Genomic DNA, 25,740 nt, shown 5'->3' with positions numbered 1-25,740 from the left:
GGTCGGCTGCGGCTAGGGGTTGTTACCGACAAGTATTACCGGCGGTACGCGCTTGCTTCTTGGTGATCTCCTCCAACGGCTCCCGGTGAACTCCGTCCACGGCCGGGGCGGATCACCGCTTCACACGCCCGCCGCTCCCAGCAGGGCTCCCGCCGCGTACGTCACCGCCATCGCCAGCGCGCCGCCCGCCACGTTCCGCACGACGGCCCGGCCCACGTTCGCCCCTCCCAGGCGGGCGCTGCTCCAGCCGGTGAGGACGAGGGCGGCCAGTACCGATACGACGGTGACTCCGAGGCGCCAGTCCGCCGGGGGCAGCACCATGGCCAGCAGCGGCAGCAGCGCCCCCGCGGTGAACGCGAGGAAGCTCGCCCATGCCGCGTGCCAGGGGTTGGTGAGGTCGTCGGGGTCGATACCGAGCTCCACGCGCGCGTGGGCGCGCAGGGCGTCCCGCTCGGTGAGCTGTTCCGCCGCCTCCCGGGCCACGTCCCGGGTCAGGCCGCGCTGCTCCAACAGCTCGGTCAGCTCCTCCAGTTCGGCCTCCGGCTGCTCCGTGAGCTCGCGCTTCTCCAGGGCCAGGGCGGCCAGCTCCGAGTCCCGCTGGGTGGAGACCGACACGTACTCGCCCGCCGCCATCGACATCGACCCGGCCAGCAGTCCGGCGAGCCCCGCCGTGAGCAGTGCGGAGCGTTCGTCCGTGGCGCCCGCCACCCCGACGACGAGGCCGGCGGTGGAGATGATGCCGTCGTTGGCGCCCAGGACGGCGGCCCGCAGCCAGTTCAGCCGCGAGCCGAGCGCTCCTCCGTGGGCCTCGTCGTGCGTCGGTTGCGTCACACGGGGAGGATCGCACCCCGGGCGCCGTCAGCCCCGTACCGACTCGTCACCGCTCCCTTGGCGGCTCGGCGCGCAGGGAACCGTCCGTCACCACACCCGTACCGACCCTCCTTTCGCGAACACCGGGCTCGTCGCGTCCGCCGGCGGATCGCCGAGCGGCTCGGCGATCTCCTCCACCGTCGGGCCCACCTTCGCGGCGATCTCGTCCAGGTACGCCAGGTCGAAGCCGTACACGCGGGCCGCGTTGCCGCCGACCATCGCGGCGATCTCCTCGCGCGGCAGGCCCGCGTAGGCGATGCGCAGGCCTTCCCGGGAGTAGGGGTGGGTGCCCTCGTCGTGCGGGTAGTCGCTGCCCCACATGATCTTGTCGAGGCCGATGCGGTCCCGGAGCGGTACCTCGTGCGGGCGCATGAAGCTGGCGCCGACGAAGCAGTTGTCCCGCCAGACTTCCGACGGGCCCTTGCCCATGGCCTCGGCCAGTCCCGCGCCGAATTTCGACTCGGCCGTCGACGCCTTGGTGGCGGCGGCCACCAACCGCCCGTGGTAGTAGTCCAGCATGTCGAGCACCCCGGGGATCCAGCCCGAGCCCTGCTCGGTCAGTACCAGCCTCAGGTCCGGGTGACGACGGAACGCGCCGCCGAAGATCAGGTGCCACAGCGCGCGGTGCGAGAACCAGGTCGTCTCCACCATGAAGACCGCCCGGGCGGCCGGTTCGTCGCCCAGGGGCGGCGACGCCGAGCCCGCGTGGTGGTTCACCGGCACGCCCAGTTCCGCGCAGACCGCCCAGATCGGGTCGTACGTCGACGAGTACAGCTCGGGCAGGCCCGAACCCGGCGGTGTGCCGGGCAGCAGGAGGCCGCCCCTGAGGCCCGCGCCGGCGGCCCAGCGGATCTCCTTCACCGCCTCGTCCACGTCGTTGAGGAGGATCTGGAAGACGCCCGCACGGCGGCCGGGAGCTGCCGCGCAGAAGTCCGCGAGCCAGCGGTTGTGGGCCCGCAGCCCGGCCCACCGCTGCGCGAACTCCTCCGCCGTCGGGGCCGGCGCCATCAGGGAGGCCGAGGGGAAGAACGGCGGGATGGTGTTCGGGAAGACGACCTCCGCGACGATCCCGTCCTCCTCCAGCTCCGCGAGGCGCCGCCCGGAGTTCCAGTTCTTGTCGGCCGTGTCGGCGAGCAGATCCTCGTACGGATTGACGTACGTGGCCGCCCACGCGTCGAAGGCCTCGTGGTGCCGCTTCGCCAAGTACGGCTTGTAGTCCAGGAGATCGGCGCCCGCGTGGCAGTCGGCGGAGATCACCGTGTACCGGTCGTCGCTCATGAGGTCACCCCCAGGGTTGGGAAGTCGTGGTCCGTCAGCCAGTGCCGGCCCACCTCGCGCGAGCGGGCCCAGGACGCCTCCACGGCCGTCTGGTCGTCGCTCTGGCCGAGGTCGGCGGGGGTCGGACCGATGCGCCGGGCGAGCGGGGTCAGTTTCTCGACGTCGAACCCGAAGACCTCCGCCGCCGCCAGGCCGAGCATCCGGCGCGTCTCCCCGACGGGGATGTCGTGGAAGGTTTTCGCCAGCCACGCGCGCGTGTCGGGCCAGGTGCCCTCAGGGTGCGGGAAGTCGCTGCCCCAGAGGATGTTGTCGATGCCGATCTCGTACCGCTGGGCCAGTTCGCGGCGCTTGGTGTTCGTCGCGCAGATGAAGAGCTGCCGGTCCAGGTACTCGTGCGGGGGCCGCTTCAGTTCCGCGAAGGGCGACAGCTTCTTGCCGCCGTGCGCTCCCAGGTAGAGGCGGTCCATGAACCAGAGGAGGTTCGGCAGCCACCAGCAACCCGACTCCGCGACACCGAACTTGAGACCCGGGTGCCGTTCGAAGACGCCCGACCACAGCAGGAACCAGAGGGGACGGGCGGGCCACCAGGTGACTTCGGAGACATAGATTCCCAAGTGGTCGCCGTATTCGTGGCGCGGTGCCGCGCCCGAGTGGGTGACCACGGGCATCCCGCACTCGGCGGCCGCCGCCCACACGGGGTCGTAACGGCGGTCGTGGTACGGCTCCTTGTCGACCCACATGGAGGGGATCATCAGCGCGCCCAGGCCCGACTCCTTGGCGCGGTACACCTCCGCCACCACGCGCGACACCTCCGCCGTGATGGGCAACAGGGCCACCCCGCAGTGCCGTTCGGGGTTCTCGGAGACGAAGTCGGCCAGCCAGCGGTTGTGTGCCTGCGCGCCGGCCATGCCGAGCTCCGGGTCCTGGTCCCCCGAGAGGCCGAGGCCCACACCGAAGGGGGCGGCGGTCTGGCTGTCCACGGCGTCCGCGTCCGGGAAGACGACCTCGGCCGCCACACCGTCGCCGTCCAGCTCCTTGAGACGCTGCGCGGTGTCCCAGCCGCCGCGCAGGCCTTCCTCGTTGTCCTGGAACCACTTGTTCGCGAACGCCTCGTTGCGGATACCGAGCCGCGTCATCTCCTCGCGGCGCCGGTCGCGGCCCGCGAGGAACTCGTCGAAGTCCCGGTGGAAACGAGGGTCAAGATAGGGCCGGTACTCCTCGGTGGGGAGACCGGCGTGGCAGTCGGAGGAGATGATGAGGTAGGGGTCCTGGTCGGTCATCGCACACCCCTCAGTCCAGGATGAAGTTCTCTAGGTACGACGGGTCGGCGCGGTCGAGCATCGACTGCGAACGCGCCCGGATCTGCCGGTCGCTGTGCTCGCTCTCGGGCAGCAGCCAGAAGCGGCCTTGGCGGATCCCCTCGGCGACGAGGTCGGCGACCTCTTCGACGGGTGTGAACCGCACCTCGTGGCCCGCCTCCTTCATCGCGGCCTCCCACTGGTCGAGGCTGCGGTAGGGGGTCTTCCTGGGCTTCTGTTTCGCGTAGCGCGGTGGCCGGTTGCGGTGCGACTCCCACAGGCCCGTACGGAGCATGTGGGGCCCCGGGAAGAGCACGGACGCGCCCACGCGCGCGTGCTCCGCCTTCAGGTGGGCGTACAGCGACTCGGTCATCGTCACGACGGCCGCCTTGGTGACGGCGTAGACGGAGGCGGTGGGCAGCGGGGCGATCCCGCCGTCGCCGGACGAGGTGTTGACGACGTGGCCCGGCTCTCCCTGGGCGATCATCCGCGGGACGAACGCCTGGATGCCGTGGAAGACGCCCCAGACGTTGACGGCGAAGGCCCACTTCCAGTCGTTCGGATCGTGCTCCCACATGCGGCCCTCGGCACCGGAGCCGACACCGGCGTTGTTGCACAGGACGTGCACGGCCCCGTACTTCTCGTACGCCTCCGAAGCCAGCGCGAACACCGCCTCGCGGTCCCCGACGTCCACCACGCGCGCGTGCACGTCGGCGCCGTCCTCCCGCAGCTCGGCGGCGGCCTTCTCCAGGGCGCCCTGCTCGACGTCCGCGAGGACCACCTTCAGACCGTCCGCCGCGAACCGCCGCGCCATCGCGAGCCCGATCCCGCTCGCCGCGCCGGTGACGACGGCGACCTGCCCCGCGCGGAGATCCATCACAGGCTCCCCTCGGGCGGCCCGTCGAGGATCTGCTGGGGGTCGTCGTAGCGCTGGTGGATGTACGGCAAGAGGGCCTGGGCGCTGACCCGTTCGACGACCTTGCCCTTCTGGTCGGTGGTCTTCTCACCGATGGTGATCTCGACGAGCCGGCGTACGGGGAGGTCGGCGACCGGGTCGTACATCGACTCGCGCAGGACGACGTCTCCGGTGACGCGCTCCAGTTTGCGCACCTTCTCGTTGCGCAGACAGTGCACGAGGACGGGGTCGGCGTCGAACCCCGAACCGTCCACCGCGGGAAGGAACTTGAAGTAGAAGTCGGTCTTCTGGACGGGCTCGGGAAGCGGCAGGACGCCGCTCACCGCGCCGCGTACCTCGACGAACGCGATGCCGTGCCGGGCGAGCGCGGCGCGTACGACGAGACCGTCACGCTCGACCGTCACCTCGCCGAGCTTCTTGGGTTCCCCGAAGACCTCGCGGCCGCCGATGAGGGCCCGTTCGTGGGTCATCGGCATGACGAGCGGATACCAGCCCTCGACGCCGTCGTGCGCGGCTGCGACGGCGAACGAGCCCGCGCCCAGCGGGTATCCGGGCAGTTCGACCTTGCTGATGTTCACTCGCACCAGGGGCCGCCCGGTGGGTTTCAGCGGGGGCGGCAGGACCGCCGCGACCGCGTCCGGATCGCTCTCCCAGACGGCCACCACTCCGGTGGACCAGATGTCGGGGAGTTTGGAGCTCGCGGTGCGCGCGGCGGCGATCTCCGCCTCGGTTCGTGCGCCGTACCTCACTCGTGCCATGTCGTACCGCCCTTCACCGAAGGTTTCCTGATGGTCCGTCACTGGCGCCTGTAACACAGTTACAGCAGACTGCGTTGCGGGTAAATACGCGTGCACGACGGAGACCTGGAAACGTGGGGGCGCCATGACGAGGACGGCACTCACCCGCGACGCGATCCTCGACAGCGCCGCGCACCTGGTGAAGCAGCACGGCCCGGACGCCCTGACGATGCGCAAGCTCGCCGCCGAGCTGGGCACCGCGGTCACCTCGATCTACTGGCACGTCGGCAATCGGGAGTCGCTCCTCGACGCGCTCGTCGAGCGCACGGTCGCCGACCTCGGCGTGATCCGCCCCACCGGGCGCACGCCGGCCCAGCGCATCACGTCGGTGGCCCGCGCCCTGCGCCGGCAGCTGCGCGAGCATCCGCACCTCGTCGCGATGGTGCACGAACGCGGACTGACCGAGCGGATGTTCCTGCCCGCGCAGCAGGCCCTGGTGCACGAGGTGCACGCGGCGGGTCTGCGCGGCACCCATGCGGCCGAGGTCGTTCGGGCCGTGCAGTTCCAGGTCGTCGGCTTCGTCCTCGTCGAGCGCAACCGTGAGCGCGCGCCCGTACAGCAGCCCGCCGAGGAAGAGCTGTGGGACACCCAGACCGCGGAGGACGACCCGGGCCTGGCCCGGGCGCTGGCCGGCCCGGTCGACCAGGAGAAGCTGTTCGCCCTCTCCGTACGAGCGCTCGTGGAGGCCCTGCTCGGGCGCTGACCCGGGCCGCCCGCGCGCCGGCCCCGCCCCCTTTCGTCACGCGCTGGACCGACGGCTCGCGGCGGTGCTGCCGGGCCGTCACCCGGGGCCCGCGCCGTACTGGCGGGCGGCGCGGCGTCAACTCAGGGGCGGTCCGGCCCGATTGTGCGGCACACGCGCGCGTGGCCATGTCGTGGGCCTTTGGAGGACCGCGTTCCGGGAAGCCGGGGCCCGGACTGTCAGTCGTGGCCCGTATCCTCAGTGACCATGCTCGAAGACCTGACGACCGCAGCGTCCCCAGCCTCCTGGCCGGCCGCGTATCCGCAGGGGTACGCGGTCGTCGACGTGGAGACCACAGGCCTGGCCCGCGACGACCGGATAATCTCGGCCGCCGTCTACCGGCTGGACGCGCGCGGCGAGGTCGAGGACCACTGGTACACGATGGTCAACCCGGAGCGGGACCCGGGCCCGGTGTGGATCCACGGCCTGACGAGCGACATGCTCGAAGGCGCCCCGCTCTTCCAGGACATCGCCGAGGAGTTCGCCACCCGGCTCGACGGCCGCGTGCTCGTCGCGCACAACGCGGTCTTCGACTGGTCGATGATCGCGCGGGAGTACGCGCGCGCGGAGCGCGAGGCACCGGTGCGGCAGCGGCTGTGCACCATCGCGCTCTCCAAGGAGCTGGGGCTTCCGCTGCCCAACCACAAGCTGGAGTCGCTGGCCGCGCACTTCGGGGTCGTGCAGCAGCGGGCGCACCACGCGCTGGACGACGCGCGCGTGCTGGCCGAGGCGTTCCGGCCGAGCCTGCGGGCCGCCGTGAGCAAGGGTGTGCGGCTGCCGCTCCTTGAGTGCCGGCCGCTCAAGGAGTGGTCCGACAGCGCCGCGGCGCCTCGCATCGGGCGGCAGTCCGGCGGTTACTCGTCAGGCGGCTACCCGTCCGGGAGTTGGCGACCCTCACGCAAACGCCCCGCATGCCCCTATCCCAACCCAGGGCGGTACGAAGAGGGCAAACCGCTCAAGCAGGGCATGCGCATCGCGTTCTCCGGCGACACGTCCGTCGACCGCGAGCTGCTGGAGGACCGTGCCGTCGAGGCCGGGCTGCATGTCGCGACCAGCCTGTCCCGGCTCACCAGCCTGCTCGTCACCAACGACCCGGACTCCAGCACGTCGAAGGTGGTCAAGGCCAAGCAGTTCGGGACGCCGGTGATCGACGAGGCGGCGTTCGGCCAGCTGCTGCGGGATGTGGAGCCGGCGTCGGGGAAGTGACCCCGGGGGCCACCGACGGACGTACGGATGCCCTGACGGACGTACCCGCAAGGGGCGGACGCACGGGTGATTGGCGGACGTACGGGTGATTGCCGGGCGACTCGCCCGGCGCCCGCTCGCCCGCGCCGCGTCGGCACCCCACCCTGTGGCGCATGGCGAGATGTGAAGTATGTGGCAATGACTACGGCATGTCGTTCGAGGTGCACGCGCAGGGCGCGGTGCACGTCTTCGACTGCTTCTCCTGCGCGATCCACCGGATGGCCCCCCTCTGCGAGCACTGTCGCGTCCAGATCATCGGCCAAGGGGTCGAGGTCGAGGGCCACTGGTTCTGCGGCGGCCACTGCGCCCGCGCGGAGGGGAAGGTGGGGATCATCGACAAGGTCTGAGCCTCGCCCCCCGGCACGGCGTGGGGCATCGCTGCGGCCCTCGGCGGGACCCTCCCGTCGAGGGCCGATTCGTGCCGAGTACCGTCAATGGGGTGTACCGCTTCCTGTTGTCCCGGCAGTGGGTGATTCTCACCCTCGTGACCCTCGCGCTCATCCCGACGATGATCAAGCTGGGCTTCTGGCAGCTGCATCGCCATGAGCACAAGGTCGCGCTGAACACGGTGATCTCCGAGTCGCTGGCCGCGAAGCCGGTGCCCGCCGAGTCGCTGACATCACCGGGGCAGCACATCAGGCACGACGACCTGTACCGCCGGGTGACCGCGAAGGGCCACTTCGACACCGCGCACGAAGAGGTCGTACGCCGCCGCACCAACACCGACGGCGAGGTCGGCTACCACGTCCTGACCCCGTTCGTCCTGGACGACGGCCGCGTCCTCGTCGTCAACCGTGGCTGGATCCCGGCGGACGGCGCGCAGACCGCGTTCCCGAAGATCCCGGCGCCCGCGAAGGGCGAGATCACCGTCACCGGCCGGCTCATGGCCGACGAGACGACCGCCGACAGCGGCATCAAGAACGTGCGGGGCCTCCCGGACCGCCAGGTCATGCTGATCAGCAGCGAGCAGCAGGCACAGCGGCTCGGCAAGCAGGTCCTCGGCGGCTACATCGAGCAGACCGCGCCGGAGCCCAAGGGCGACTCCCCCGAGCTGATCCCCAACCCCGAGCACAGCGACATCGGTCCGCACATGGCGTACGCGATCCAGTGGTGGCTGTTCTCCGCGGGCGTCCCCGTGGGCTGGGTGGTCCTGGCCCGCCGCGAGCGCCGTGACCGCGCGGAGACGGCCGCGAAGGAGACCGTGCCGGAGACGGCCGCGGCAACCGTCTAGCCCCGGGCCGACCGCTTCGGGACGCGCCGACCGCTGCCTGGGTGCGGCCCGTGCCGTGGGCGGGTGGCTCGTGCCACTCTGGCGGCCCGATTGGCCGCCGCCCCCGTCGGGAACCCGTCCACCGTGCAACGACGCATCGAGGACTACGCGCTCATCGGGGACGAACAGACGGCCGCTCTGGTGAGCCGCGACGGCTCCGTCGACTGGTTGTGTCTGCCCCGGTTCGACTCGGCGGCCTGCTTCGCCGCCCTGCTGGGTGACGAGGACCACGGCCACTGGCGCATCGCGCCCAAGGGAGCGGGCCTCTGCACCCGGCGCGCCTACCGCCCGGACACACTCGTGCTCGACACCGAGTGGGACACCGACGAGGGCTCGGTCCGGGTGACCGACCTGATGCCCCAGCGCGACCGCGCCCCCGATCTCGTACGCGTCATCGAAGGACTGAGCGGCCGGGTGACGATGCGCGGCCTGCTCCGGTTGCGCTTCGACTACGGCCTGGTCGTGCCATGGATGCGCCGCGTGGACGGCGAACGCGTCGCGGTCGCCGGGCCGGACTCGGTGTGGCTGCGCAGTGAGCCGCCGGTGCGCACCTGGGGCAAGGATTTCCGCACGCACTCGGAGTTCACGGTCGAAAAGGGTGAGAAGGTCGCTTTCGTTCTGACCTGGCATCCCTCGCACGAGCCGCGTCCCTCCCTCGTCGACCCGTTCGAGGCACTGCGCGTCAGCGTCGAGGACTGGCAGGCGTGGGCGGCGCGCTGCCGTTACGACGGCCCGCACCGGGACATCGTCGTACGCTCCCTGATCACCCTCAAGGCCCTCACCTACGCGCCGACCGGCGGCATCGTGGCCGCCCCCACCACCTCGCTGCCCGAGGAGCTGGGCGGCGTCCGCAACTGGGACTACCGCTACTGCTGGCTGCGCGACTCCACGCTCACGCTCGGCGCGCTGCTGGCGGCCGGCTACCACGAGGAGGCCGAGGCCTGGCGCGACTGGCTGCTGCGCGCGGTCGCGGGCGACCCGGCGGACCTGCAGATCATGTACGGCATCGCCGGCGAGCGCCGCCTGCCCGAGTACGAGCTGCCGTGGCTGCCCGGCTTCTGCGGCTCGTACCCGGTCCGGGTCGGCAACGAAGCCGTGCAGCAGTTGCAGCTCGACGTGTACGGCGAGGTCATCGATTCGCTGTCGCTGGCCCGGAGTTCGGGCCTGCCCTTCAAGCCGCACATGTGGCGGGTGCAGGCCGCCCTGCTGGAGTTCCTGCGGACCGCGTGGCGGCAGCCGGACGAGGGGATCTGGGAGGTGCGCGGCCCGCGACGGGACTTCGTGTACTCGAAGGTGATGGCGTGGGTGGCCGCCGACCGCGCCGTACGCTCCCTGGAGGAGTATCCGGAGCTCGGCGGCGATCCGGACGTCTGGCGCGCGATGCGCGACGAGGTGCACCAGGAGGTGTGCGAGCGCGGCTACGACGCCGAGCGGAACACCTTCACGCAGTCCTACGGTTCACGCGAGCTGGACGCCTCGCTGCTGCTCATCCCGCGCGTCGGCTTCCTGCCGCCCGACGATCCACGGGTGATCGGCACGATCGACGCGATCCGCGAGGAGCTCGGCGGCAACGGCTTCGTGCGCCGCTACACCGCCGAGGGCACCGGCCTCGACGGGCTGCCGGGCGGCGAGGGCACCTTCCTGGTCTGCTCGTTCTGGCTCGCGGAGGCCCTGCATCTGACGGGTCGTACGCGGGAGGCCCGCGAGCTGTTCGAACGGCTGGTGGGGCTGGCCAACGACGTGGGCCTGCTGTCCGAGGAGTACGACCCCGTCGCCGGCCGCCAGCTCGGCAACTTCCCGCAGGCGTTCAGCCATATCGGCCTGGTGGGTACCGCCTTCGCCCTGTACGGAGGCGAGAAGGCGGGATAGGGGAGGATAGGGGCCATGGATCTTGGACTGAAAGACCGTGTGTACGTCGTCACGGGAGCCACCCGTGGCCTGGGCAGCGCCGTCGCGCGTGAACTCGTCGCCGACGGCGCGAAGGTGATCGTGACGGGGCGTGACGAGAAGAGCGTCGCCGATGCCGCGTCCGCGCTCGGCCCGAACGCGGTCGGGGTCGCCGCCGACAACGCCGACCCCGAGACCGCGGCCCGGCTGATCGCGGCCGCCCATGAGCACTTCGGCGGCTTCGACGGCATCCTGATCAGCGTCGGCGGCCCGCCGCCCGGGTTCGTCGCCGACAACACGGACGAGCAGTGGACGGCCGCGTTCGAGTCGGTCTTCCTGGGCGCGGTGCGGCTGGCCCGCACGGCCGCCGCGGAGCTCGGCGAGGGCGGTGTCATCGGCTTCGTGCTCTCCGCCTCGGTGTACGAGCCGATCCCGGGGCTGACCATCTCCAACGGTCTGCGCCCCGGCCTCGCGGGCTTCGCCAAGTCCCTCGCGGACGAGCTGGGCCCGCGCGGCATCCGCGTCGTCGGCCTGCTCCCGTCCCGTATCGACACGGACCGCGTGCGCGAGCTGGACGGCCTCTCCGCCGACCCGGAGGCCACCCGCGCGGCCAACGAGGCCAGCATTCCGCTGCGCCGCTACGGCGCCCCGGAGGAGTTCGGCCGGACGGCCGCGTTCCTGCTCTCGCCCGCGGCGTCCTACCTCACGGGCATCATGCTGCCGGTGGACGGCGGAATGCGGCACGGGTTCTGAGTCCTTGCCGCGCGGGGGTCCCGGGACTCCCTGTCGTGCTCAACTGACCCGTTCGGCACGGTGCTTGACCCCGCGGAGGCGTACCTCCGCGGGGAGTGCCGCGAGCCCCGCCGAGTCCCGCGCGTGTGCGAGCGCCTCCGCCGTGAGCAGGTGCAGCGCGTGGCCGGGGTCCACATGCGGTTCCAGCAGGAGCCGCACCCGCGCCTCGGGGGTGCCGCGCCGCCCGGTCAGCAGGACCTGCGCGTGCTCGACGCCGTCCAACTGGCCTGCCTCGGCCTCCAGTACGCCCTCCAGGGCCCGCCCGCGCAGCAGCGCGCCCTGACCGTCGCCGGTGTCGACGAGCACCTCGGCGAGCCGGCGCCGCCGCAGCACGGCCGCCAGCCACCACAGGGCGAGCACCACGAGCACCGCGAGGACGCCGATGACGGTCGGCCACCACCAGCCGTGGTCCCGCCACCGGGTCCGCTCGGCATCGCTGAGCAGCACGTCGTGCCGGCCGTCATGGATCCACCACGAGGGCGGCCTCACGCCGAGCCCGACGGCGAGCACGGAACCGCCCAGGGCGACCAGCGCGAGACCGATGATCCCGATCAGTACCCGGTTGACGATCCGGAGCACCGGCCTCACCCCTTCCGTCCGGGACGCTTCACATGCACCGACAGCGCGGCCGGCCGGGCGAGCCCGAGCCCCCTGATGCCGTCGGCGAGTGTGGCGTCCAAGTCGGCGCGTACGTCGTCGAGTTCACGGAAGTGCGAGACCGCGCGGACGTCGACCTTCTTGCGTCCCATACGGACCCGGACCGACTGGACCCCGGCGACCTCCATCGCCCGGTCGCGCAGCGCCATCGCGGCGGCGCCCCGGTGCAGCCCGGCCCGGACGTCGGCGTGGGTGCGCCGCATGGGCAGGACGTCGCGCAGTCCGGGCGTGGCGGCGAGGACGATCAGCCAGATCCCGAGGGCGGCCGCGACTCCGGCGCCGACCAGCACCCAGGTGTCGTCGAGGGGCTGTTCGGCGAGCTGCCGGGCCAGTTCCCTGCGCCAGTGCATGGCGGGCCGGTGGGCGCGTACGGCCGCGATGTCGTACAGGAAGGCCCCCGCGACGACGAGGACCAGCACCGCGAGGATGCCCGCGGGCACGCGGCGCACGGACCAGAAGCGGCCCTGGCCGCCGTCCTCGTCGTCGACGCTGTGCAGTGGTTCGTAGTCCGACGCCGAGGCGGACTGCCCGAGCGCGCCGCTCTCGGACCCCTTCTCCATGACGGGCATGACAGGCATGCGCCGGGTGCTCTCGGAGCCCTGGGGCTCGCTCATTGCGTCCTCCCCTGTGCCGCGCCGGGCGCCTGCGCCAGGTGCAGCCGCTCCACCTGGACGGCCACCTCTGGCACTTCCATCCCCGCCAACGCCCTTACCCGCTCAGCGACATGGCGACGCACCGCGTTGCACTGGCCACCGATGTCGGAGGGGTAGTCGAGTTCGACGCTGACGCGGACATGGGCGCTCTCGGTTCTCTCGGCCGGGGTCTCCCCCGCCCTGGCGGAGCCGACAGCCCCGGGACGCACGACGACGCTCGCGTGCGGGGGCGCGGCGTCCGCGGGCAGCGATCCCAGCGCCTCGCGCGCCGCCTGACCGGCGATCTTCGCGACGACCCGGTCGGCGATCCGGGTCGCGCCCCGCTCGGCCGGCGCGACGGTCGTCACGGGCCGCCGCGTCTCGCCGAGCCGGTCGATGTGACCTGGCACGCGTCACCGCCGCCGGTCGTCACGGGGACGGAAGAAGTCACCGAGATCCAGATCCCCTTCGAGGAACCGCCCGACGACGAATCCGATGGCGCCCAGGGCCGCCACCAGCAGGAAGGCCCCAAACCCTCCGAAGTACCCGGCGAAGCCCAGCGCCATTCCGGCGATCATGCCGATCACGGCCAAGCTCATGGTGCGCTCCTCAGCAGTTCGATGGCCGAGTGATCACTAGCTGTGCGGTGGCCGGGCGGTCGCCGGCGGTTCGGTGACCGGTGGTCACTGGAGCCGCGACTCCGGCTCTTCGTCTTCTTCGTCGGGAAGTTTCACATCACTCACCGCGATATTGACCTCCACGACCTCAAGGCCGGTCATCCGCTCGACGGCCGCGATGACGTTCTCGCGCACGGCGTGGGCCACGTCGGCGATCGACACGCCGTAGTCGACGACGATTTCCAGGTCGAGCGCGGTCTGCAACTCGCCGACCTCGGCCTTCACACCCCGCGAGACGGACTTCGAACCCCCGGGCACACGATCGCGCACCGCTCCGAAGGTCCGGCTCAGTCCGCTGCCCATGGCATGCACGCCGAGCACATCGCGGGCGGCGAGCCCGGCGATCTTCTCCACGACGCCGTCGGCGATCGTGGTCCGTCCCCGGGTAGCCGGATCTCCGCCGCCGCGCCTGGTGGGCTTACGGGTCTGCTGCGGCTCCTTCTCGCCGTCGGAGTTCTCCGTCCGGTTCCGCTCCGTCATGTCGGTCATCGCCGTACGTCCCTTCCGGTCGTCCTCCTTTGCCCACAGTAAGTGGGGTTGCGCGGTCGCGCGCCGGGGATGCGGCAGGCTGGAGCAATGACGGCGGACCGGTGGACGCAGGTTGTACGGCACCAGCTCGGGTTCGGCAGACTGCTGCCGCTCGGCCTTCCGCGCGACGGCGCGTGGATCACGGAGGAAGCGGCCGACCCGGTACTGCGGCGCGCGGCGGATCCCGTGCGCGGGGTACGCCTCGGCGCGCTCCGTATCGCTCTCGCCGATCCCGACCAGGCGTACGACCCCGCCGTGCCGCCCCCGCCGAGCGCGCTGCCGCCCGGCCCCCTGCGCATCAGCGCGGAGTTCACGGCCTCGGCGGACCCCACGGCCCCGGGCATCGACCCGCTCCCCACCACGGCGGCCCGCCTCCGCCTGGCCCTGGCCACAGCGGCAACGGAACGCCTCGGCCTCAAGGTCACGGAGGTGGACCTACGGGTGACGGGCTTGCTGGAGGAGGAAGAGGCCGCCGCCGCGGTACGCCCCACCGAGGCACGCCCTGCCGCCGAGCCGACGGACCCGGACGAGGCACGTGCGGCCACGGCAGCCCTGTCCGTCCCGGGCGTGACCCACCTGACGGACATCCTGGGCCGCCCCGTACACATCACCGACACGCCGGGCGGGGAGCCCGCATTGCCGCGCCGCCACGTCCGTATCGAACTGGCGGTCGCGGCGGAGGAACGGGCGGTGGACGTGGCGAGGTCCGTCAGGGAAGCGATCACGGAGGCCCTGAAGGACAAGCCCTCAGTGGCAGTACTGGTAACCGCCGTCCACTAGAGCGCCCCTTTCAGGGGCGCGGGGAACTGCGCGACCAGCCACAACCAGCCCGCAGCCCCGGAAACAACCCAAGCCACCCACCCCAAGGGGCGTCAGTCACCCACCCCGGCAAGATCCCGCAGCCGCCGAGCCTGAGCCGCACGCTCAGCACCCCGCTGCTCCTCATACGTACGGTCCTGCGCCCCCCGCAACAACGCCTTGGTCTCGATCACGGCATCCCGCGGCGCGGAAAGCAGCGCGGCGGCAAGATCCCGCACCGCACCGTCGACCTGGTCGACAGGCACGGCAAGATTGGCGAGCCCGGTCCGCTCGGCCTCCTCGGCCAGCACAAACCGCCCTGTCGCGCAGATCTCCAGCGCACGGGCGTAGCCCACGAGGCTCACCAGCGGATGCGTCCCCGTGAGGTCGGGCACGAGCCCCAGACTGGTCTCGCGCATGGCGAACTGCACGTCGTCCGCGACGACGCGCAGGTCACAGGCGAGCGCGAGCTGGAACCCCGCGCCGATGGCATGCCCCTGAACGGCGGCGATGGACACGATGTCGCTGCGCCGCCACCAGGTGAACGCCTCCTGGTACTCGGCGATGGTCGCGTCGAGGTCGGCATCGGAGCCGCGCGCGAGGTCGATGAACGACGGTTCCCCGTCGAAGCCCTCGGGCGTGAACGCCTGCCGGTCGAGCCCCGCGGAGAAGGACTTGCCTTCGGCGCGCAGGACGACCACCCGGACGGAGCCCGGCAGTGACCGTCCGGCCTGCGTCAACGCCCGCCACAGAGCAGGACTTTGGGCGTTGCGCTTGGCCGGGTTGGTCAGCGTCACCGTGGCGATCGCGTCGTCGACGGTGAGCCGTACGCCGTCCTTGTCGAATACCGGGTCGAGCGAAGCCATGGGGCGCCTCCGATGGGTGCGGTCGGATCAGATGCGTACCCCATGCGGAACATGAGGGACACACCTAAGTGACTGCACAGTAACCACCCGGTCGATCACGCGACCGACCGGGTGGCCACCACCGAAGCCGATGGGGACGCCCGGCCTCAGGCCGAGGCGGCCTTCTTGCCCCGCGTCGCACCGCCACGCCCTCGGAGCGTGACGCCCGACTCGCTGAGCATCCGGTGCACGAAGCCATACGAGCGGCCGGTCTCTTCGGCCAGCGCTCGGATGCTCGCACCGGAGTCGTACTTCTTCTTCAGGTCTGCCGCGAGCTTGTCGCGCGCGGCGCCGGTTACCCGGCTGCCCTTCTTCAGAGTCTCGGCCACCCGTGCCTCCTCATGGGAAGTGCGCTCTGGACTCTCATGATCACCCCTCCTGGGCCTCATGGCCACCCATTCGGCAAGGTCCGTAAGACAAGGTTTTGACGACAGGAGCCCGTCCCCACGAGTGGAATCCGAGGTTCCGGCTGCCCGCGTCCGTACGGCCGAACGGGTTCTTCCACGAAGTACCTGGTCAGCGACGCAAAACGGCCGAGCCCTTGGGAATAAAGGGCTCGGCCGCGAAATCGATGTAGGACACACCTCGGTACGAGGAGATCTCACACAGATGATGGATCACGGATCGGCCGAATGATCCATACGCAGTGGATCAGTCATTCGATCACGCCCCGCTGACAGCGCGGGGGCAGGTGGGGATTTATGCCAGCGCGACCAGATCCGCGTAGTCGGCGCCCCACAGGTCCTCGACGCCGTCCGGCAGGAGAATGATCCGCTCGGGTTCGAGCGCCTCGACGGCGCCCTCGTCGTGGGTGACGAGGACGACGGCGCCCTTGTAGGTGTGCAGCGCGCCGAGGATCTCCTCGCGGGAGGCCGGGTCGAGGTTGTTCGTCGGCTCGTCGAGGAGGAGGACGTTCGCGGAGGAGACCACGAGGGTCGCGAGCGCGAGACGGGTCTTCTCACCGCCGGAGAGGACCCCGGCCGGCTTGTCGACGTCGTCGCCGGAGAACAGGAACGAGCCGAGCGTCTTGCGGACCTCGACCAGGTCCAGGTCGGGGGCGGCGGAGCGCATGTTCTCCAGAACCGTGCGCTCGGGGTCGAGGGTCTCGTGCTCCTGCGCGTAGTAGCCGAGCTTGAGGCCGTGGCCCTCGACGACCTCGCCGGTGTCGGGCGTCTCGACGCCGCCGAGGAGCCTGAGGAGGGTCGTCTTACCGGCACCGTTCAGGCCCAGGATCACGACGCGTGAGCCCTTGTCGATGGCCAGGTCGACGTCGGTGAAGATCTCCAGGGAGCCGTACGACTTCGACAGGCCCTCGGCCATGAGCGGGGTCTTGCCGCACGGCGCGGGCTCCGGGAAACGCAGCTTGGCGACCTTGTCCGAGGCCCGTACCGCGTCGAGTCCGGCGAGCAGCCGGTCGGCTCGCTTGGCCATGTTCTGCGCGGCGACCGTCTTGGTGGCCTTGGCGCGCATCTTGTCGGCCTGCGAGTGCAGCGCGGCGGCCTTCTTCTCGGCGTTCTGCCGCTCGCGCTTGCGGCGCTTCTCGTCGGCCTCGCGCTGCTGCTGGTAGAGCTTCCAGCCCATGTTGTAGACGTCGATCTGGGCGCGGTTGGCGTCCAGATAGAAGACCTTGTTGACGACCGTCTCCACGAGGTCGACGTCGTGGGAGATCACGATGAAGCCGCCGCGGTACGTCTTCAGATAGTCGCGCAGCCACACGATCGAGTCGGCGTCGAGGTGGTTCGTCGGCTCGTCGAGCAGCAGGGTGTCCGCATCCGAGAACAGGATGCGGGCCAGCTCGATACGGCGGCGCTGACCACCGGAGAGCGTGTGCAGGGGCTGGCCGAGCACGCGGTCCGGCAGGTTGAGCGCGGCGGCGATGGTGGCGGCCTCGGCCTCGGCGGAGTATCCGCCCTTGGTGAGGAACTCGGTCTCCTGGCGCTCGTACTGCCGCATGGCCTTCTCGCGGGTGGCGCCCGAGCCGTTGGCGATGCGCTGCTCGTTCTCGCGCATCTTGCGGATCAGGGTGTCCAGGCCGCGCGCGGAAAGGATGCGGTCACCGGCGAGTATGTCGAGGTCGCCGGTGCGCGGGTCCTGCGGCAGGTAGCCGACCTCGCCGGAGCGGGCGACATTGCCGGCGGCAGGGACGCCCTCACCTGCGAGGACCTTGGTGAGCGTCGTCTTGCCCGCGCCATTGCGGCCGACCAGACCGATGCGGTCGCCCTTGGCGATACGGAAGGTGGCGGACTCGATGAGGAGACGGGCGCCGGCGCGCAGCTCGATACCGGAGGCGGAGATCACGGACAGACTCCAGGGCGGGGTGGGTGGCGGGGTGGACGGCTGAGGACGTTCCCGCCGTCTAATGCGCGAGGAGAATGGCCATGGGCCAAGTCTAACGGGGCCGTGCAACCACTTTTCCGGTGTGCGCGCGTTCGAGACTGTGACGCTCGCCCCGTCGCTCATTGTCCAGCGGCGCGCGCTCCGGGGTGATCCTGCCCAGGTCGTCCACGGCGATGATCTCGCCGGTCCAGCTGTCGGTGGCGGCGCAGGGCTGCGCGATCAGCAGCGCCGCGCGGGCACGCATCGCGCGCGCGGGCACGAAGGCGCAGCCGGGGCGGGCGGGCAGCAGCCAGCGCAGGTCGCCGTCGGCGATGCGGTACGCGGCGACGCGCTGCGGGGTGACGACGGCGAGCATGCGGGGGCCGAGGGCCCGCAGCACGCCCGCTCCCCCGTGGGCGGCGAGCCAGGGTGCGGCCCCGGGAAGGGCCCGGTGCCAGCGCACCGCGCTGCCGTCGCCGCGCACGGTGGCGGTGACCAGTCCGTCGTCCCAGAGCGCGATCGCGTCCCCGCGCGCGGGGAGCACGCCGAGCGGGCGCCGGCCCTCCCGCGTGTACGTCCACCGGGGGCGCCCGGTCTGTGCGTCGTACGCCTCGACGGTGGCCCCTGCCGTACGCAGCGAGGGTCGCGTCGCGTGCTCCACGCGCGCGTGGAGGGTGTGGGCGGTGAGGCGGTCTCCGTAGGGGGCGGTGCGGGCCTGGTGGGCCGCCGCGAGCAGGGGGGCTGCCAGGAGGAGGGCGAGGGCGGTGGGCAGGAGGGGGCGAAGGGGGCGGCGCCGGACGAGGGAGGGTGGGAACCCCACGGCCGCGGTCTCCAGGGGCGCAGTCTCCGTGGCCGCGCTCTTCGTGGCCGCGCTCTTCGTGGCCGCGCTCTTCGTGGCCGCGCTCTTCGTGGCCGCGCTCTTCGTGGCCGCGCTCTTCGTGGCAGCCGGGACGGTCGGGAGCGCCTCGGTCACCTCGGTCGACAGCACGGCCATCTCGCCCCCCTTGCCACCACAGCCCACGGATCAGGCGCAGAGCGTAGGGGCGGGCAGCCGGGACCGGCGTCGGAACACGGCGGACGGGACAGGTACGTCCCCCGTTCGGACCTCCGCCCGGGGCCGGGGACCTGAGGCCGTACGAGGATGGCGCCACAGAGCGACGTACGGCAGAGGGTGGTGTGCCCATGCAGTTCGACGACGACGCCGACCTGGATACTTCCGAGGTCCAGGATGTGCGCGGCAGTCGAATCCCCGGCGGCCGAGCGACCGTCGGTGGCGGCATCGCCGGGCTGATCGCCCTGCTCATCGGACTGTTCTTCGGAGTCGGTCCCGACCAGCTCGGCCTCTCCTCCGGCAACGACCAGCCCGCGGCGACCTCCTCGTCCCTCGCGCAGGTCCAGCAGACCTGCCGCAAGGGAAGCGACGCGAACGCCCAGGAGGACTGCCGCATGGTGGCGGTGGTCAACAGCGTGCAGGCCTTCTGGACGCAGGAGTTCGCACGCCGCAGCGGCACGTACACGCGCTCTCCCACGGTCTTCTTCAGCAACCAGGTCGGCACGGCGTGCGGCGCGGCGACGTCCGCCGTCGGGCCCTTCTACTGCCCCGGCGATCGCAAGGTCTATCTGGACCTGGGCTTCTTCGACGATCTGCGCACCAAGTTCGGCTCCAGTGGCGGGCCGTTCGCGCAGGCGTACGTGGTGGCGCACGAGTACGGGCACCATGTGCAGGACCTGATGGGGACGCTGAGCAGGTCGCAGGACGGCGTGACCGGCGCGAACAGCAACTCGGTGAAGGTGGAGCTGCAGGCCGACTGCTACGCCGGGGTGTGGGCGCACCACGCGACGACGACGAAGGACCCGTCGACGGGCAGGCCGCTGATCACCAGCCTCACGGACACCGACATCCGCGACGGCCTGGATGCCGCGGCGGCCGTCGGCGACGACCGGATCCAGGAGAAGTTCCAGGGCCGGGTGACCCCGGAGACCTGGACGCACGGCTCGGCCCAGCAGCGGCAGCAGTGGTTCTACCAGGGCTACAGCAGCGGCGACATGGCGCGGTGCAACACCTTCCGCTGAGACCGGACGGCGGGCGGCCGCCACGCGGCGGGGCGTTGTCAGTGGCCGGTGCAAGACTGGGCAACAGGTCGGATTCCGGCGGCTGGACGAGTGGGAGTGATCGGCATGGCAGGCATGGACGGCGGACGCCCCAGCATCTACCCGACACTGCTGTACGCGGACGCGAAGGCGGCTATCAGGCAGCTCACGGAAGCCTTCGGCTTCACCGAGGCGTCGGTGTACGAGAGCGACGAGAACGGGGTCGGCACGGTGCTGCACGCCGAGCTGGTCCAGGGCCATGGCGCGGTCATGCTCGGCTCCAAGGGCCGCGGCGGCGTCTTCGACACCGCGATGAAGGACGCCGGCCCGACGGGGGTGTACGTGGTGGTGGACGACGTGGACACACACCACCAGCGCGCCGTGGACCACGGCGCCGAGATCCTGATGCCCCCGACGGACCAGGACTACGGCTCGCGGGACTACATGGCCCGCGACCTCGAGGGCAACATCTGGAGCTTCGGCACCTACGCCCCGGAGATACGGGCGTAGGACCCCGCCCGCTCCCCCGTCCGTTCCCCGGTCGGTGACCCCGCCGACTCCCCGTCAGCTTCCCCCGGTGTGCACCTGGAAGGCGGCACGGCGTACGGCCTTGGCGAGCGCCGGGTCCGGGTGGGCGGCGGCGAGGGCGACCAGGACCTGCACGGTGCGAGGGTGCCCGACCGCGCGCACCTCGTCGAGGAGCGCGGGCACGGTGGGCTGCACCGCGGACTCCAAGTGCCGTACGAGGAGCGGGGCTTCACCGTGGTCGGCGACGGCGGCCGCGGTGTCGACCCACAGCCAGGTGGACTCCTCGCGGGTGAGCACCTCGTGGGCGTCCTCGGGGTCGTGGCCGTCGTGCTCGGCGAGCCACAGCAGGGCGTAGGGGCGCAGCGAGGTCTCCTCGGCCACGGCGCGTACGTCGGGCTCGGCGGGGGCACCGACCACGCGCAGCGCCTCGAAGGCGAGGCCGCGGGTGAGGGCGTCGTCGCCGCGGGCGGCGTCGAGGAGCTCGGTGACGGCGCTGCCGACGGGACGGGCGGCGAGCCAGGCGCGGTACTCGGCGCGGGCCGCGTTGGGGCGGAGCTGGGCGCAGCCGCGGAGCATGCCCTCGGCGTTCTGCTCGATGTTCCCTGCGGGGCTCTGCGCGGCGACGCAGATCTGCTCCAGCTTGACCCAGACCGCCCAGCTGCCGAGCGGGGTGAGGGTGGCCTGGCCGTCGGTGCAGGTGAGCGCGCCCACGGACGCGAGGGCGTGCAGGGCCCAGTCGAGAAGGGGGGCGAGGGGGGCGTCCGCGACCTCGGCGGCCTCCGGGGCGGCCTCCGGCTGGGGGCCGTAGGGGATTTCGCAGCGCTCGGTGCGCAGTTCCGTGACGCGCTGTTCGAGCAGGTCGAGGAGTTGCTCCATGGGGACGGGCCCCGCGGAGAGCTGGAGGAAGGAGAGCACCTGAGGCATCGCGGAGACGACCTCGGCGACGGCGGCGGGTTCGCGGTCCACCGGCTCCGGGTATGCGAGCGACCAGGCGTCGAAGAGGGCGACCCAGCCGCGCAGCACGGCGCTGTCGTCGCGGTTCCAGGCGCGCAGCCGCCAGCCCGGGCGGGCGCTGTCGCCGTGCACCTCGACGAGGCCCGCCAGGCGTGCGGTGTCCCAGTGGGCGCGGACCTGAGACGGGGTCAGCCCCAGGTCGGCGGCGGCCCGTTCGGCGGTGGCATCCGAGAGGGTGCCCTTGCCGTCGGGGTTCGCGCCGTCGCGCCCCGGGCGCAGGGCGGCGTCGGCCCAGCGGGCGACACGGGCCGCGTCGGCCAGGCCGGTGCGCGCCATTCGGGCCAGTTCCGCGGGCGGCGGTGTGCCCTCGGGCGGCCGCGGTGCGGGGCGGCGCGTGCGGCGCTGGGTCACCGCTCGGGGGGCGGCGGCCAGGGGCCGCGGGCTGACGAGTCGGAGCCTGGAGTCGCGCGGGTTACGGGACGTCACGGGTGCAGTCTTCCGGTTGACAGTCCGAAAACCCAAACGGAATGCCACGGCGGGCGACGGGGGTGGTGGGCGCACGGGGTTCTCAGAGCGCTCGACACGCGGGAAAGAGCCCCCGTGAGACGGGAATGAGCCCCCATGAGAGTTGTCCGGGGCCGAACCGGAAGGGCGCACCCGGGTCCGCCGGGGTGCCTCGTCGGGACCGGCGGTCCGGTCGGCGCGGGCCCGCACCAGGGGCTGGGCCCGGAGGTATGCGCCAAGGGGGTTCCGGCCGGCTACGCCAAGGGGCTACATCAAGGGGGTGAGGAAGCGGCGGAGGGCCTCTTCGTAGCCTGCCGGGTCGGCGTTCCACATGGCGCCGTGCGGGGCGTGCGGGACCGTGTAGAGGGTGACCAGGTTGGGGCGGCGCTCGGCGAGGCGGCGCGAGGGGCCCCAGGGGGCGATGGTGTCGTCCGGGCCGTGCAGCACCAGGGTCGGCACCTTGAGGTGGTCGGGGTGCGCGGCGTTCTCGAGGCGGTCGCCGTGCAGGCCCGTGCGGCCCTGGGCGGCGCGGACGGCGAGGGGCAGGAGGGCGCTGGGGGTGCGGCGGGCCGTGGCGAGGGCGCGCAGCGTGGTCTCCCAGTTGAGCACGGGCGAGTCCAGGATGAGCCCGGAGATCCGCTCGCGCAGCGCGGAGTGCGCCGCGGCGCGCAGGGCCATGGTGGCGCCGGTGGACCAGCCGTACAGGACGACCTTCTCGGCGCCGTACCGCACGGCGTACCGGATGGCGGCGTCGAGGTCGCGCCACTCGGTCTCGCCGAGGTGGTTGAGGCCGTCCTGGGAGCGGGGTGCGCCGAGGTCGCCGCGGTAGGCGAGGTCGAGTACGGAGAAGTGGTGGCGGTTCAGGAACTTCATCACGTTCATCGGATGTTCGCGGGTGGTGCCCAGGCCGTGCACCGTGATCACCCAGGTTTCACGGACGGCGGGCACGAACCAGGCGGGCAGGGCGCCGAGTTCGCCGGGGACGTCGACGTCGGCGTGGTCGAGGCCGAGGGCGGCGCTCGGATTGCCGATGAACAGGTTCGGGGTGAGCCACACCTTGTCGCCGGGATTCAGGGCTCCGTGGGTGACGCGTTCCAGGCGGCGTACGACCGTGTCGACGGGGTGGGGGGTGGCGTTCATGACCGGGCCGACGACCGCGTGGGAGCCGTCGCCGGCGAGGCCGTACGTGCCCGGGCGCTGAGAGGCCAGGTCCCGGGTGAGCGTGATCCCGCCCGCCGTCGTGCCGTGCACGGTGAGCCGGGGCTCGGTGGGCAGGGGCCTGCCAGGCGGCGCCTTCAGCGCGGCGTCGCTGGCGAACCGGCCCGCCGCCACGGAGGCTATGCCCGCGGCTATGGCTACGGTGACGGCCGCGGCCGTCGCTTTGACAGTGCGCACGGGTTCAGTCTCCCGGGGGAGCCCGCTATCGGCCAGCGGGGGGCGGGGGCGGGGTGACGTCTTTCGCCGGGGGTGGGGCGGGTGTTTTCCAACGGTACGGATGGTTCGGCACGGCCGGGTCGGCACCGCCGGGTCGGTACGTCTCGGCTGAGCGCCGTCGCGGTGGCAGGACGCCCTCGTCGGCACAGCGGCACGAGACCTCCGGGGCGCCGGATCGTTCGGCACCGCCGGGTCGGCACGTCTCGGCTGAGCGCCGTCGCGGCGGGATAGAGATGTTCGCCCCGGCGGAGAACAGACAAGGGGAAGCTGGGAAGCCCTGCTGCACGAGCAGGCGAGGACGGCCCAGCGGGGGGAGCACCGCAGACCGGGCCAAGTGGGCGGGGCACCGCAGACCGGGCCGGCGGGCGAAGCCGCACGCCAGGCCGATGGGGGGGAGCATCGTGGGCGTTATCGACGGCGCAGTAGCGGGGCCGGTCGGCAGGCGCGACGGCCCGGTCGACAGGCGGAGCATGGCCGGCGAGCAGCACGGGCTGGGCCGGCAGGCCCCGCCGGCAGGCGGACTGACGCACGCCCGGCGGGCGGAGCACGACAGGCTGGATCGACAAGCGAGCATCACGCACTGGACCGGCGAGCCCGGCCGGCAGGCGGACCAGCGCGAGCCCGGCCGGCAGGCGGCGGGCGCAGCACCGCAGGCCTGGCCGGTGAGCGGAGTAGCGGGGGCCGCCCGGTGGGCGAGCACTGGAGGCCGTGGACCGGGCGGGAGGCGCAGGCCGGGCCAGGTCGGCCCGGAGGTGGTGTAGCGGGCTAGTTCTTCTGGCCGTAGTCCCCTAGGCGCCGGCCCGCCTCCTCCACCTGGGTCGGGGACAGCAGCGTGGGGGTCAGGCCCGGGAGTGAGGAGGACAGGAGCCAGACTCGGCACATCCACTCCAGCTGGGCCGTGCGGTCGTAGGCCTGGTTCAGGGAAGCTCCGTAGGCGATGGTGCCGTGGTTCTGGAGGAGGCAGGCGGTGCGGTGGGTGAGGGCCTGGAGCATGTTCTCGGCCAACTCCGGGGTGCCGTATGTCGCATAGGGGGCAACACGGACCGGTCCGCCGAGGGCGCCCGCCATGTAGTGGATCAGCGGGAGCTCGGGGACGAGCGTCGAGACGGCCGTCGCGTGCGCCGCGTGGGTGTGGACGACGGCGCGCGCGTCCGTCGCGCGGTAGATCGCCAGATGCATCGGCAGTTCGCTCGTCGGGAGAAACGAACCGAGCACCTGCCGGCCGTCGAGATCCACACCGACGACGTCATCCGGCGTCAGCCGGTCGTACGGCACTCCCGTCGGCGTGACCAGGACGGTGTCGTCGACGCGTACCGACACATTGCCCGACGTACCGACGACCAGCCCGTCGGCCACCGTCCGGCGGGCCGTCGCGACAAGCTCGTCCCACGCCCGTTCCACCGCGTCCCGCACGCCCCTCCCGTCCAACTCGCCCCGCTCGGGCGCAACCTGTGCGTCCCCCCGCATGTCCCGTGCGTCCCGCCGCTGCTCAGCCATGCCGCGATCCTGCCAGGCAGCGTCGTCAACGCGCCGCAGGCGAGGGCACTTTAGGGCGGAACCCGGGCGTCCGTAAGGTCGCATATGGGCATACATCCCCCTCTATTGGCGATTGGCTGGCGATGGACGGGCATTCGGTGATCTTCCAGTAACCTCTGGGGGATTTGTCGTGCACGTCGCCATTCCGGGGGGAAATATGGCCCGTGATCACAAACCGTTAAGTCGTCGCGCCCGGGGCTTTGCGGCCGCGGGCGTCGTGGCGGCACTCACCGCCGGGGGGACCGCTCTCGCCGCGCTCCCGGCCGACGCAGCGAGCAAACCCAAGGGGCACGACGTCTCCTCGCATCAGAAGAACGTCGACTGGTCGAGCGCGAAGGCGAAGGGCGCCCGGTTCGTCTACGTCAAGGCGACCGAGTCCCACACGTACCACAATCCGTACTTCAGCCAGCAGTACAACGGCGCACGCAACGCGGGCATCCTCCGCGGCGCCTACCACTTCGCGGTGCCGAACAAGTCGTCCGGCGCCACCCAGGCCGCGTACTTCGTGCGCAACGGCGGCGCTTGGAGCGCGGACGGCTGGACGCTGCCGCCAGCGCTGGACATCGAGTACAACCCGTACAGCTCGCACAAGTGCTACGGCCTGAGCAAGGCCAAGATGGTGAGCTGGATCAAGGCGTTCAGCGACGAGATCAAGCGGGAGACCGGCCGCCGTCCGGTGATCTACACGACCACGCACTGGTGGAACACCTGCACCGGCAACAGTCGCGCCTTCGCCGCGAACCACGCCCTGTGGCTCGCCCGCTACGACTCGGCGGACGCGGGCGCGCTGCCCGCCGGCTGGTCGTACTGGACGTTCTGGCAGTACGACAACAGCGGCAGCCTGCCGGGTGACCAGAATCTCTTCAACGGATCCATGACTCAGCTCAAGAAGCTCACGCGGGGCTAGAAACGGCCCTCGGAGCCCGATATTCCGCCTTCGTTCGAGCCGGCCGGCCGCCCCTTCGACACAAACGGAGGGGCGGTCCACCCTTTGAGACACCCCATCGCCCGCCCCAGTTCATCTTCCGTTCACCCAGGTTGCCTACGGTCCACATGCCACTGACGTCAAACAGAAGCCTGGGTAA

At 71.7% G+C, this 25,740-nt stretch carries 27 protein-coding genes; 10 read left to right on the top strand and 17 right to left on the bottom strand.

The window, feature by feature from the left end:
* Positions 1-120 precede the first annotated feature (120 nt).
* The 5 genes from OIC96_RS37275 to OIC96_RS37255 all read right to left on the bottom strand — a co-directional run bounded on the left by OIC96_RS37275 (position 121) and on the right by OIC96_RS37255 (position 5,120).
* Complete coding sequence (locus tag OIC96_RS37275) at positions 121-831, bottom strand: VIT1/CCC1 transporter family protein (RefSeq protein ID WP_330303604.1); 711 nt, start codon at positions 829-831, stop codon at positions 121-123.
* An 87-nt stretch (positions 832-918) separates the two neighbouring features.
* A complete protein-coding gene (locus OIC96_RS37270; RefSeq protein ID WP_330303605.1) occupies positions 919-2,148 on the bottom strand; it encodes an amidohydrolase family protein in 1,230 nt (409 codons plus the stop codon).
* Positions 2,145-3,428 (bottom strand): amidohydrolase family protein, encoded by a 1,284-nt coding sequence (locus OIC96_RS37265; RefSeq protein ID WP_330303606.1) that lies wholly within the window; start codon positions 3,426-3,428, stop codon positions 2,145-2,147. The genes OIC96_RS37270 and OIC96_RS37265 overlap by 4 nt, the downstream gene beginning before the upstream one ends.
* A 10-nt stretch (positions 3,429-3,438) precedes the next feature.
* Positions 3,439-4,323: an SDR family NAD(P)-dependent oxidoreductase gene (locus OIC96_RS37260; RefSeq protein ID WP_330303607.1), complete on the bottom strand. Its 885-nt coding sequence runs from the start codon at positions 4,321-4,323 to the stop codon at positions 3,439-3,441.
* On the bottom strand, positions 4,323-5,120 hold the full coding sequence (locus OIC96_RS37255) for an acetoacetate decarboxylase family protein (protein WP_330303608.1): 798 nt from the start codon (positions 5,118-5,120) through the stop codon (positions 4,323-4,325). Before OIC96_RS37255 ends, OIC96_RS37260 begins: the two co-directional genes overlap by 1 nt.
* 124 nt (positions 5,121-5,244) lie before the next feature.
* Between OIC96_RS37255 and OIC96_RS37250 the strand changes: the two genes are divergently transcribed.
* The 6 genes from OIC96_RS37250 to OIC96_RS37225 all read left to right on the top strand — a co-directional run bounded on the left by OIC96_RS37250 (position 5,245) and on the right by OIC96_RS37225 (position 11,056).
* On the top strand, positions 5,245-5,862 hold the full coding sequence (locus OIC96_RS37250) for a TetR/AcrR family transcriptional regulator (protein WP_330303609.1): 618 nt from the start codon (positions 5,245-5,247) through the stop codon (positions 5,860-5,862).
* Between the two features lie 246 nt (positions 5,863-6,108).
* Positions 6,109-7,107 carry a DEDDh family exonuclease gene (locus OIC96_RS37245; RefSeq protein ID WP_330303610.1) on the top strand — a complete coding sequence of 333 codons (999 nt, stop codon included), beginning with the start codon at positions 6,109-6,111 and terminating at the stop codon, positions 7,105-7,107.
* A 152-nt stretch (positions 7,108-7,259) separates the two neighbouring features.
* The gene (locus tag OIC96_RS37240) at positions 7,260-7,493 is read left to right on the top strand and encodes a hypothetical protein (protein ID WP_330303611.1); all 234 of its coding nucleotides are present in this window, start codon (positions 7,260-7,262) and stop codon (positions 7,491-7,493) included.
* Positions 7,494-7,585: 92 nt separating this feature from the next.
* The gene (locus OIC96_RS37235; protein WP_330310047.1) at positions 7,586-8,377 is read left to right on the top strand and encodes an SURF1 family cytochrome oxidase biogenesis protein; all 792 of its coding nucleotides are present in this window, start codon (positions 7,586-7,588) and stop codon (positions 8,375-8,377) included.
* Between the two features lie 123 nt (positions 8,378-8,500).
* Entirely contained in the window at positions 8,501-10,285 is a 1,785-nt protein-coding gene (locus OIC96_RS37230; RefSeq protein ID WP_330303612.1) for a glycoside hydrolase family 15 protein, read from the top strand.
* A gap of 15 nt (positions 10,286-10,300) precedes the next feature.
* Positions 10,301-11,056, top strand: a complete 756-nt coding sequence (locus tag OIC96_RS37225; protein WP_330303613.1) for an SDR family oxidoreductase — start codon at positions 10,301-10,303, stop codon at positions 11,054-11,056.
* 39 nt (positions 11,057-11,095) lie between these two features.
* On the opposite strand, the gene amaP is transcribed toward OIC96_RS37225, so the two are convergent.
* From amaP to OIC96_RS37200, 5 genes are all read right to left on the bottom strand, one after another.
* Complete coding sequence (gene amaP, locus OIC96_RS37220; RefSeq protein ID WP_330303614.1) at positions 11,096-11,674, bottom strand: alkaline shock response membrane anchor protein AmaP; 579 nt, start codon at positions 11,672-11,674, stop codon at positions 11,096-11,098.
* A 5-nt stretch (positions 11,675-11,679) separates the two neighbouring features.
* Positions 11,680-12,366, bottom strand: coding sequence for a DUF6286 domain-containing protein (locus OIC96_RS37215; protein WP_330303615.1), 687 nt, complete (start codon positions 12,364-12,366; stop codon positions 11,680-11,682).
* Entirely contained in the window at positions 12,363-12,794 is a 432-nt protein-coding gene (locus OIC96_RS37210; RefSeq protein WP_330303616.1) for an Asp23/Gls24 family envelope stress response protein, read from the bottom strand. The genes OIC96_RS37215 and OIC96_RS37210 overlap by 4 nt, the downstream gene beginning before the upstream one ends.
* Positions 12,795-12,797: 3 nt before the next feature.
* Positions 12,798-12,983, bottom strand: coding sequence for a hypothetical protein (locus OIC96_RS37205; protein WP_327427721.1), 186 nt, complete (start codon positions 12,981-12,983; stop codon positions 12,798-12,800).
* Positions 12,984-13,067: 84 nt separating this feature from the next.
* Positions 13,068-13,550 carry an Asp23/Gls24 family envelope stress response protein gene (locus tag OIC96_RS37200; protein WP_330303617.1) on the bottom strand — a complete coding sequence of 161 codons (483 nt, stop codon included), beginning with the start codon at positions 13,548-13,550 and terminating at the stop codon, positions 13,068-13,070.
* Between the two features lie 87 nt (positions 13,551-13,637).
* Here OIC96_RS37200 and OIC96_RS37195 point away from each other — a divergent pair, with 87 nt between their 5' ends.
* Positions 13,638-14,369: a nucleopolyhedrovirus P10 family protein gene (locus OIC96_RS37195; RefSeq protein WP_330303618.1), complete on the top strand. Its 732-nt coding sequence runs from the start codon at positions 13,638-13,640 to the stop codon at positions 14,367-14,369.
* Between the two features lie 92 nt (positions 14,370-14,461).
* Here OIC96_RS37195 and OIC96_RS37190 read toward each other — a convergent pair whose 3' ends face one another.
* The 4 genes from OIC96_RS37190 to OIC96_RS37175 form a co-directional block, all read right to left on the bottom strand.
* Entirely contained in the window at positions 14,462-15,253 is a 792-nt protein-coding gene (locus tag OIC96_RS37190; protein WP_330303619.1) for an enoyl-CoA hydratase/isomerase family protein, read from the bottom strand.
* A 146-nt stretch (positions 15,254-15,399) separates the two neighbouring features.
* Complete coding sequence (locus OIC96_RS37185; protein WP_006123601.1) at positions 15,400-15,621, bottom strand: helix-turn-helix domain-containing protein; 222 nt, start codon at positions 15,619-15,621, stop codon at positions 15,400-15,402.
* 370 nt (positions 15,622-15,991) lie between these two features.
* On the bottom strand, positions 15,992-17,590 hold the full coding sequence (locus tag OIC96_RS37180) for an ABC-F family ATP-binding cassette domain-containing protein (protein WP_330303620.1): 1,599 nt from the start codon (positions 17,588-17,590) through the stop codon (positions 15,992-15,994).
* Between the two features lie 91 nt (positions 17,591-17,681).
* A complete protein-coding gene (locus OIC96_RS37175) occupies positions 17,682-18,602 on the bottom strand; it encodes a hypothetical protein (RefSeq protein ID WP_330303621.1) in 921 nt (306 codons plus the stop codon).
* A 188-nt stretch (positions 18,603-18,790) separates the two neighbouring features.
* Between OIC96_RS37175 and ypfJ the strand changes: the two genes are divergently transcribed.
* Together ypfJ and OIC96_RS37165 are read left to right on the top strand one after the other, a co-directional pair.
* A complete protein-coding gene (ypfJ, locus tag OIC96_RS37170) occupies positions 18,791-19,681 on the top strand; it encodes a KPN_02809 family neutral zinc metallopeptidase (RefSeq protein ID WP_330303622.1) in 891 nt (296 codons plus the stop codon).
* A gap of 105 nt (positions 19,682-19,786) precedes the next feature.
* Entirely contained in the window at positions 19,787-20,209 is a 423-nt protein-coding gene (locus OIC96_RS37165; protein WP_330303623.1) for a VOC family protein, read from the top strand.
* 54 nt (positions 20,210-20,263) lie between these two features.
* On the opposite strand, the gene OIC96_RS37160 is transcribed toward OIC96_RS37165, so the two are convergent.
* From OIC96_RS37160 to OIC96_RS37150, 3 genes are all read right to left on the bottom strand, one after another.
* The gene (locus tag OIC96_RS37160) at positions 20,264-21,667 is read right to left on the bottom strand and encodes a hypothetical protein (protein ID WP_330303624.1); all 1,404 of its coding nucleotides are present in this window, start codon (positions 21,665-21,667) and stop codon (positions 20,264-20,266) included.
* Positions 21,668-21,952: 285 nt separating this feature from the next.
* Positions 21,953-23,080 (bottom strand): alpha/beta hydrolase family protein, encoded by a 1,128-nt coding sequence (locus OIC96_RS37155; protein ID WP_330303625.1) that lies wholly within the window; start codon positions 23,078-23,080, stop codon positions 21,953-21,955.
* A gap of 804 nt (positions 23,081-23,884) precedes the next feature.
* Positions 23,885-24,616 carry a class II aldolase/adducin family protein gene (locus tag OIC96_RS37150; protein ID WP_330303626.1) on the bottom strand — a complete coding sequence of 244 codons (732 nt, stop codon included), beginning with the start codon at positions 24,614-24,616 and terminating at the stop codon, positions 23,885-23,887.
* 196 nt (positions 24,617-24,812) lie between these two features.
* Here OIC96_RS37150 and OIC96_RS37145 point away from each other — a divergent pair, with 196 nt between their 5' ends.
* Complete coding sequence (locus OIC96_RS37145; RefSeq protein ID WP_330303627.1) at positions 24,813-25,562, top strand: lysozyme; 750 nt, start codon at positions 24,813-24,815, stop codon at positions 25,560-25,562.
* Positions 25,563-25,740 lie beyond the last annotated feature (178 nt).

Source organism: Streptomyces sp. NBC_00775 (assembly GCF_036347135.1).
GTDB classification, from domain to species: Bacteria; Actinomycetota; Actinomycetes; order Streptomycetales; family Streptomycetaceae; genus Streptomyces; species Streptomyces lutosisoli.
The sequence above is the reverse complement of the archived record's forward strand: the minus strand, read 5'-3'. Positions and strand labels throughout refer to the sequence as shown.

Coding starts and splice junctions, on each gene's coding strand:
- OIC96_RS37270 (WP_330303605.1), bottom strand. CDS start 2,148: ATGAGCGACGACCGGTACACGGTGATCTCCGCCGACTGCCACGCGGGC.
- OIC96_RS37265 (WP_330303606.1), bottom strand. CDS start 3,428: ATGACCGACCAGGACCCCTACCTCATCATCTCCTCCGACTGCCACGCC.
- OIC96_RS37260 (WP_330303607.1), bottom strand. CDS start 4,323: ATGGATCTCCGCGCGGGGCAGGTCGCCGTCGTCACCGGCGCGGCGAGC.
- OIC96_RS37255 (WP_330303608.1), bottom strand. CDS start 5,120: ATGGCACGAGTGAGGTACGGCGCACGAACCGAGGCGGAGATCGCCGCC.
- OIC96_RS37250 (WP_330303609.1), top strand. CDS start 5,245: ATGACGAGGACGGCACTCACCCGCGACGCGATCCTCGACAGCGCCGCG.
- OIC96_RS37245 (WP_330303610.1), top strand. CDS start 6,109: ATGCTCGAAGACCTGACGACCGCAGCGTCCCCAGCCTCCTGGCCGGCC.
- OIC96_RS37240 (WP_330303611.1), top strand. CDS start 7,260: ATGGCGAGATGTGAAGTATGTGGCAATGACTACGGCATGTCGTTCGAG.
- OIC96_RS37225 (WP_330303613.1), top strand. CDS start 10,301: ATGGATCTTGGACTGAAAGACCGTGTGTACGTCGTCACGGGAGCCACC.
- OIC96_RS37215 (WP_330303615.1), bottom strand. CDS start 12,366: ATGAGCGAGCCCCAGGGCTCCGAGAGCACCCGGCGCATGCCTGTCATG.
- OIC96_RS37205 (WP_327427721.1), bottom strand. CDS start 12,983: ATGAGCTTGGCCGTGATCGGCATGATCGCCGGAATGGCGCTGGGCTTC.
- OIC96_RS37200 (WP_330303617.1), bottom strand. CDS start 13,550: ATGACCGACATGACGGAGCGGAACCGGACGGAGAACTCCGACGGCGAG.
- OIC96_RS37195 (WP_330303618.1), top strand. CDS start 13,638: ATGACGGCGGACCGGTGGACGCAGGTTGTACGGCACCAGCTCGGGTTC.
- OIC96_RS37190 (WP_330303619.1), bottom strand. CDS start 15,253: ATGGCTTCGCTCGACCCGGTATTCGACAAGGACGGCGTACGGCTCACC.
- OIC96_RS37175 (WP_330303621.1), bottom strand. CDS start 18,602: ATGGCCGTGCTGTCGACCGAGGTGACCGAGGCGCTCCCGACCGTCCCG.
- ypfJ (WP_330303622.1), top strand. CDS start 18,791: ATGCAGTTCGACGACGACGCCGACCTGGATACTTCCGAGGTCCAGGAT.
- OIC96_RS37165 (WP_330303623.1), top strand. CDS start 19,787: ATGGCAGGCATGGACGGCGGACGCCCCAGCATCTACCCGACACTGCTG.
- OIC96_RS37150 (WP_330303626.1), bottom strand. CDS start 24,616: ATGGCTGAGCAGCGGCGGGACGCACGGGACATGCGGGGGGACGCACAG.
- OIC96_RS37145 (WP_330303627.1), top strand. CDS start 24,813: ATGGCCCGTGATCACAAACCGTTAAGTCGTCGCGCCCGGGGCTTTGCG.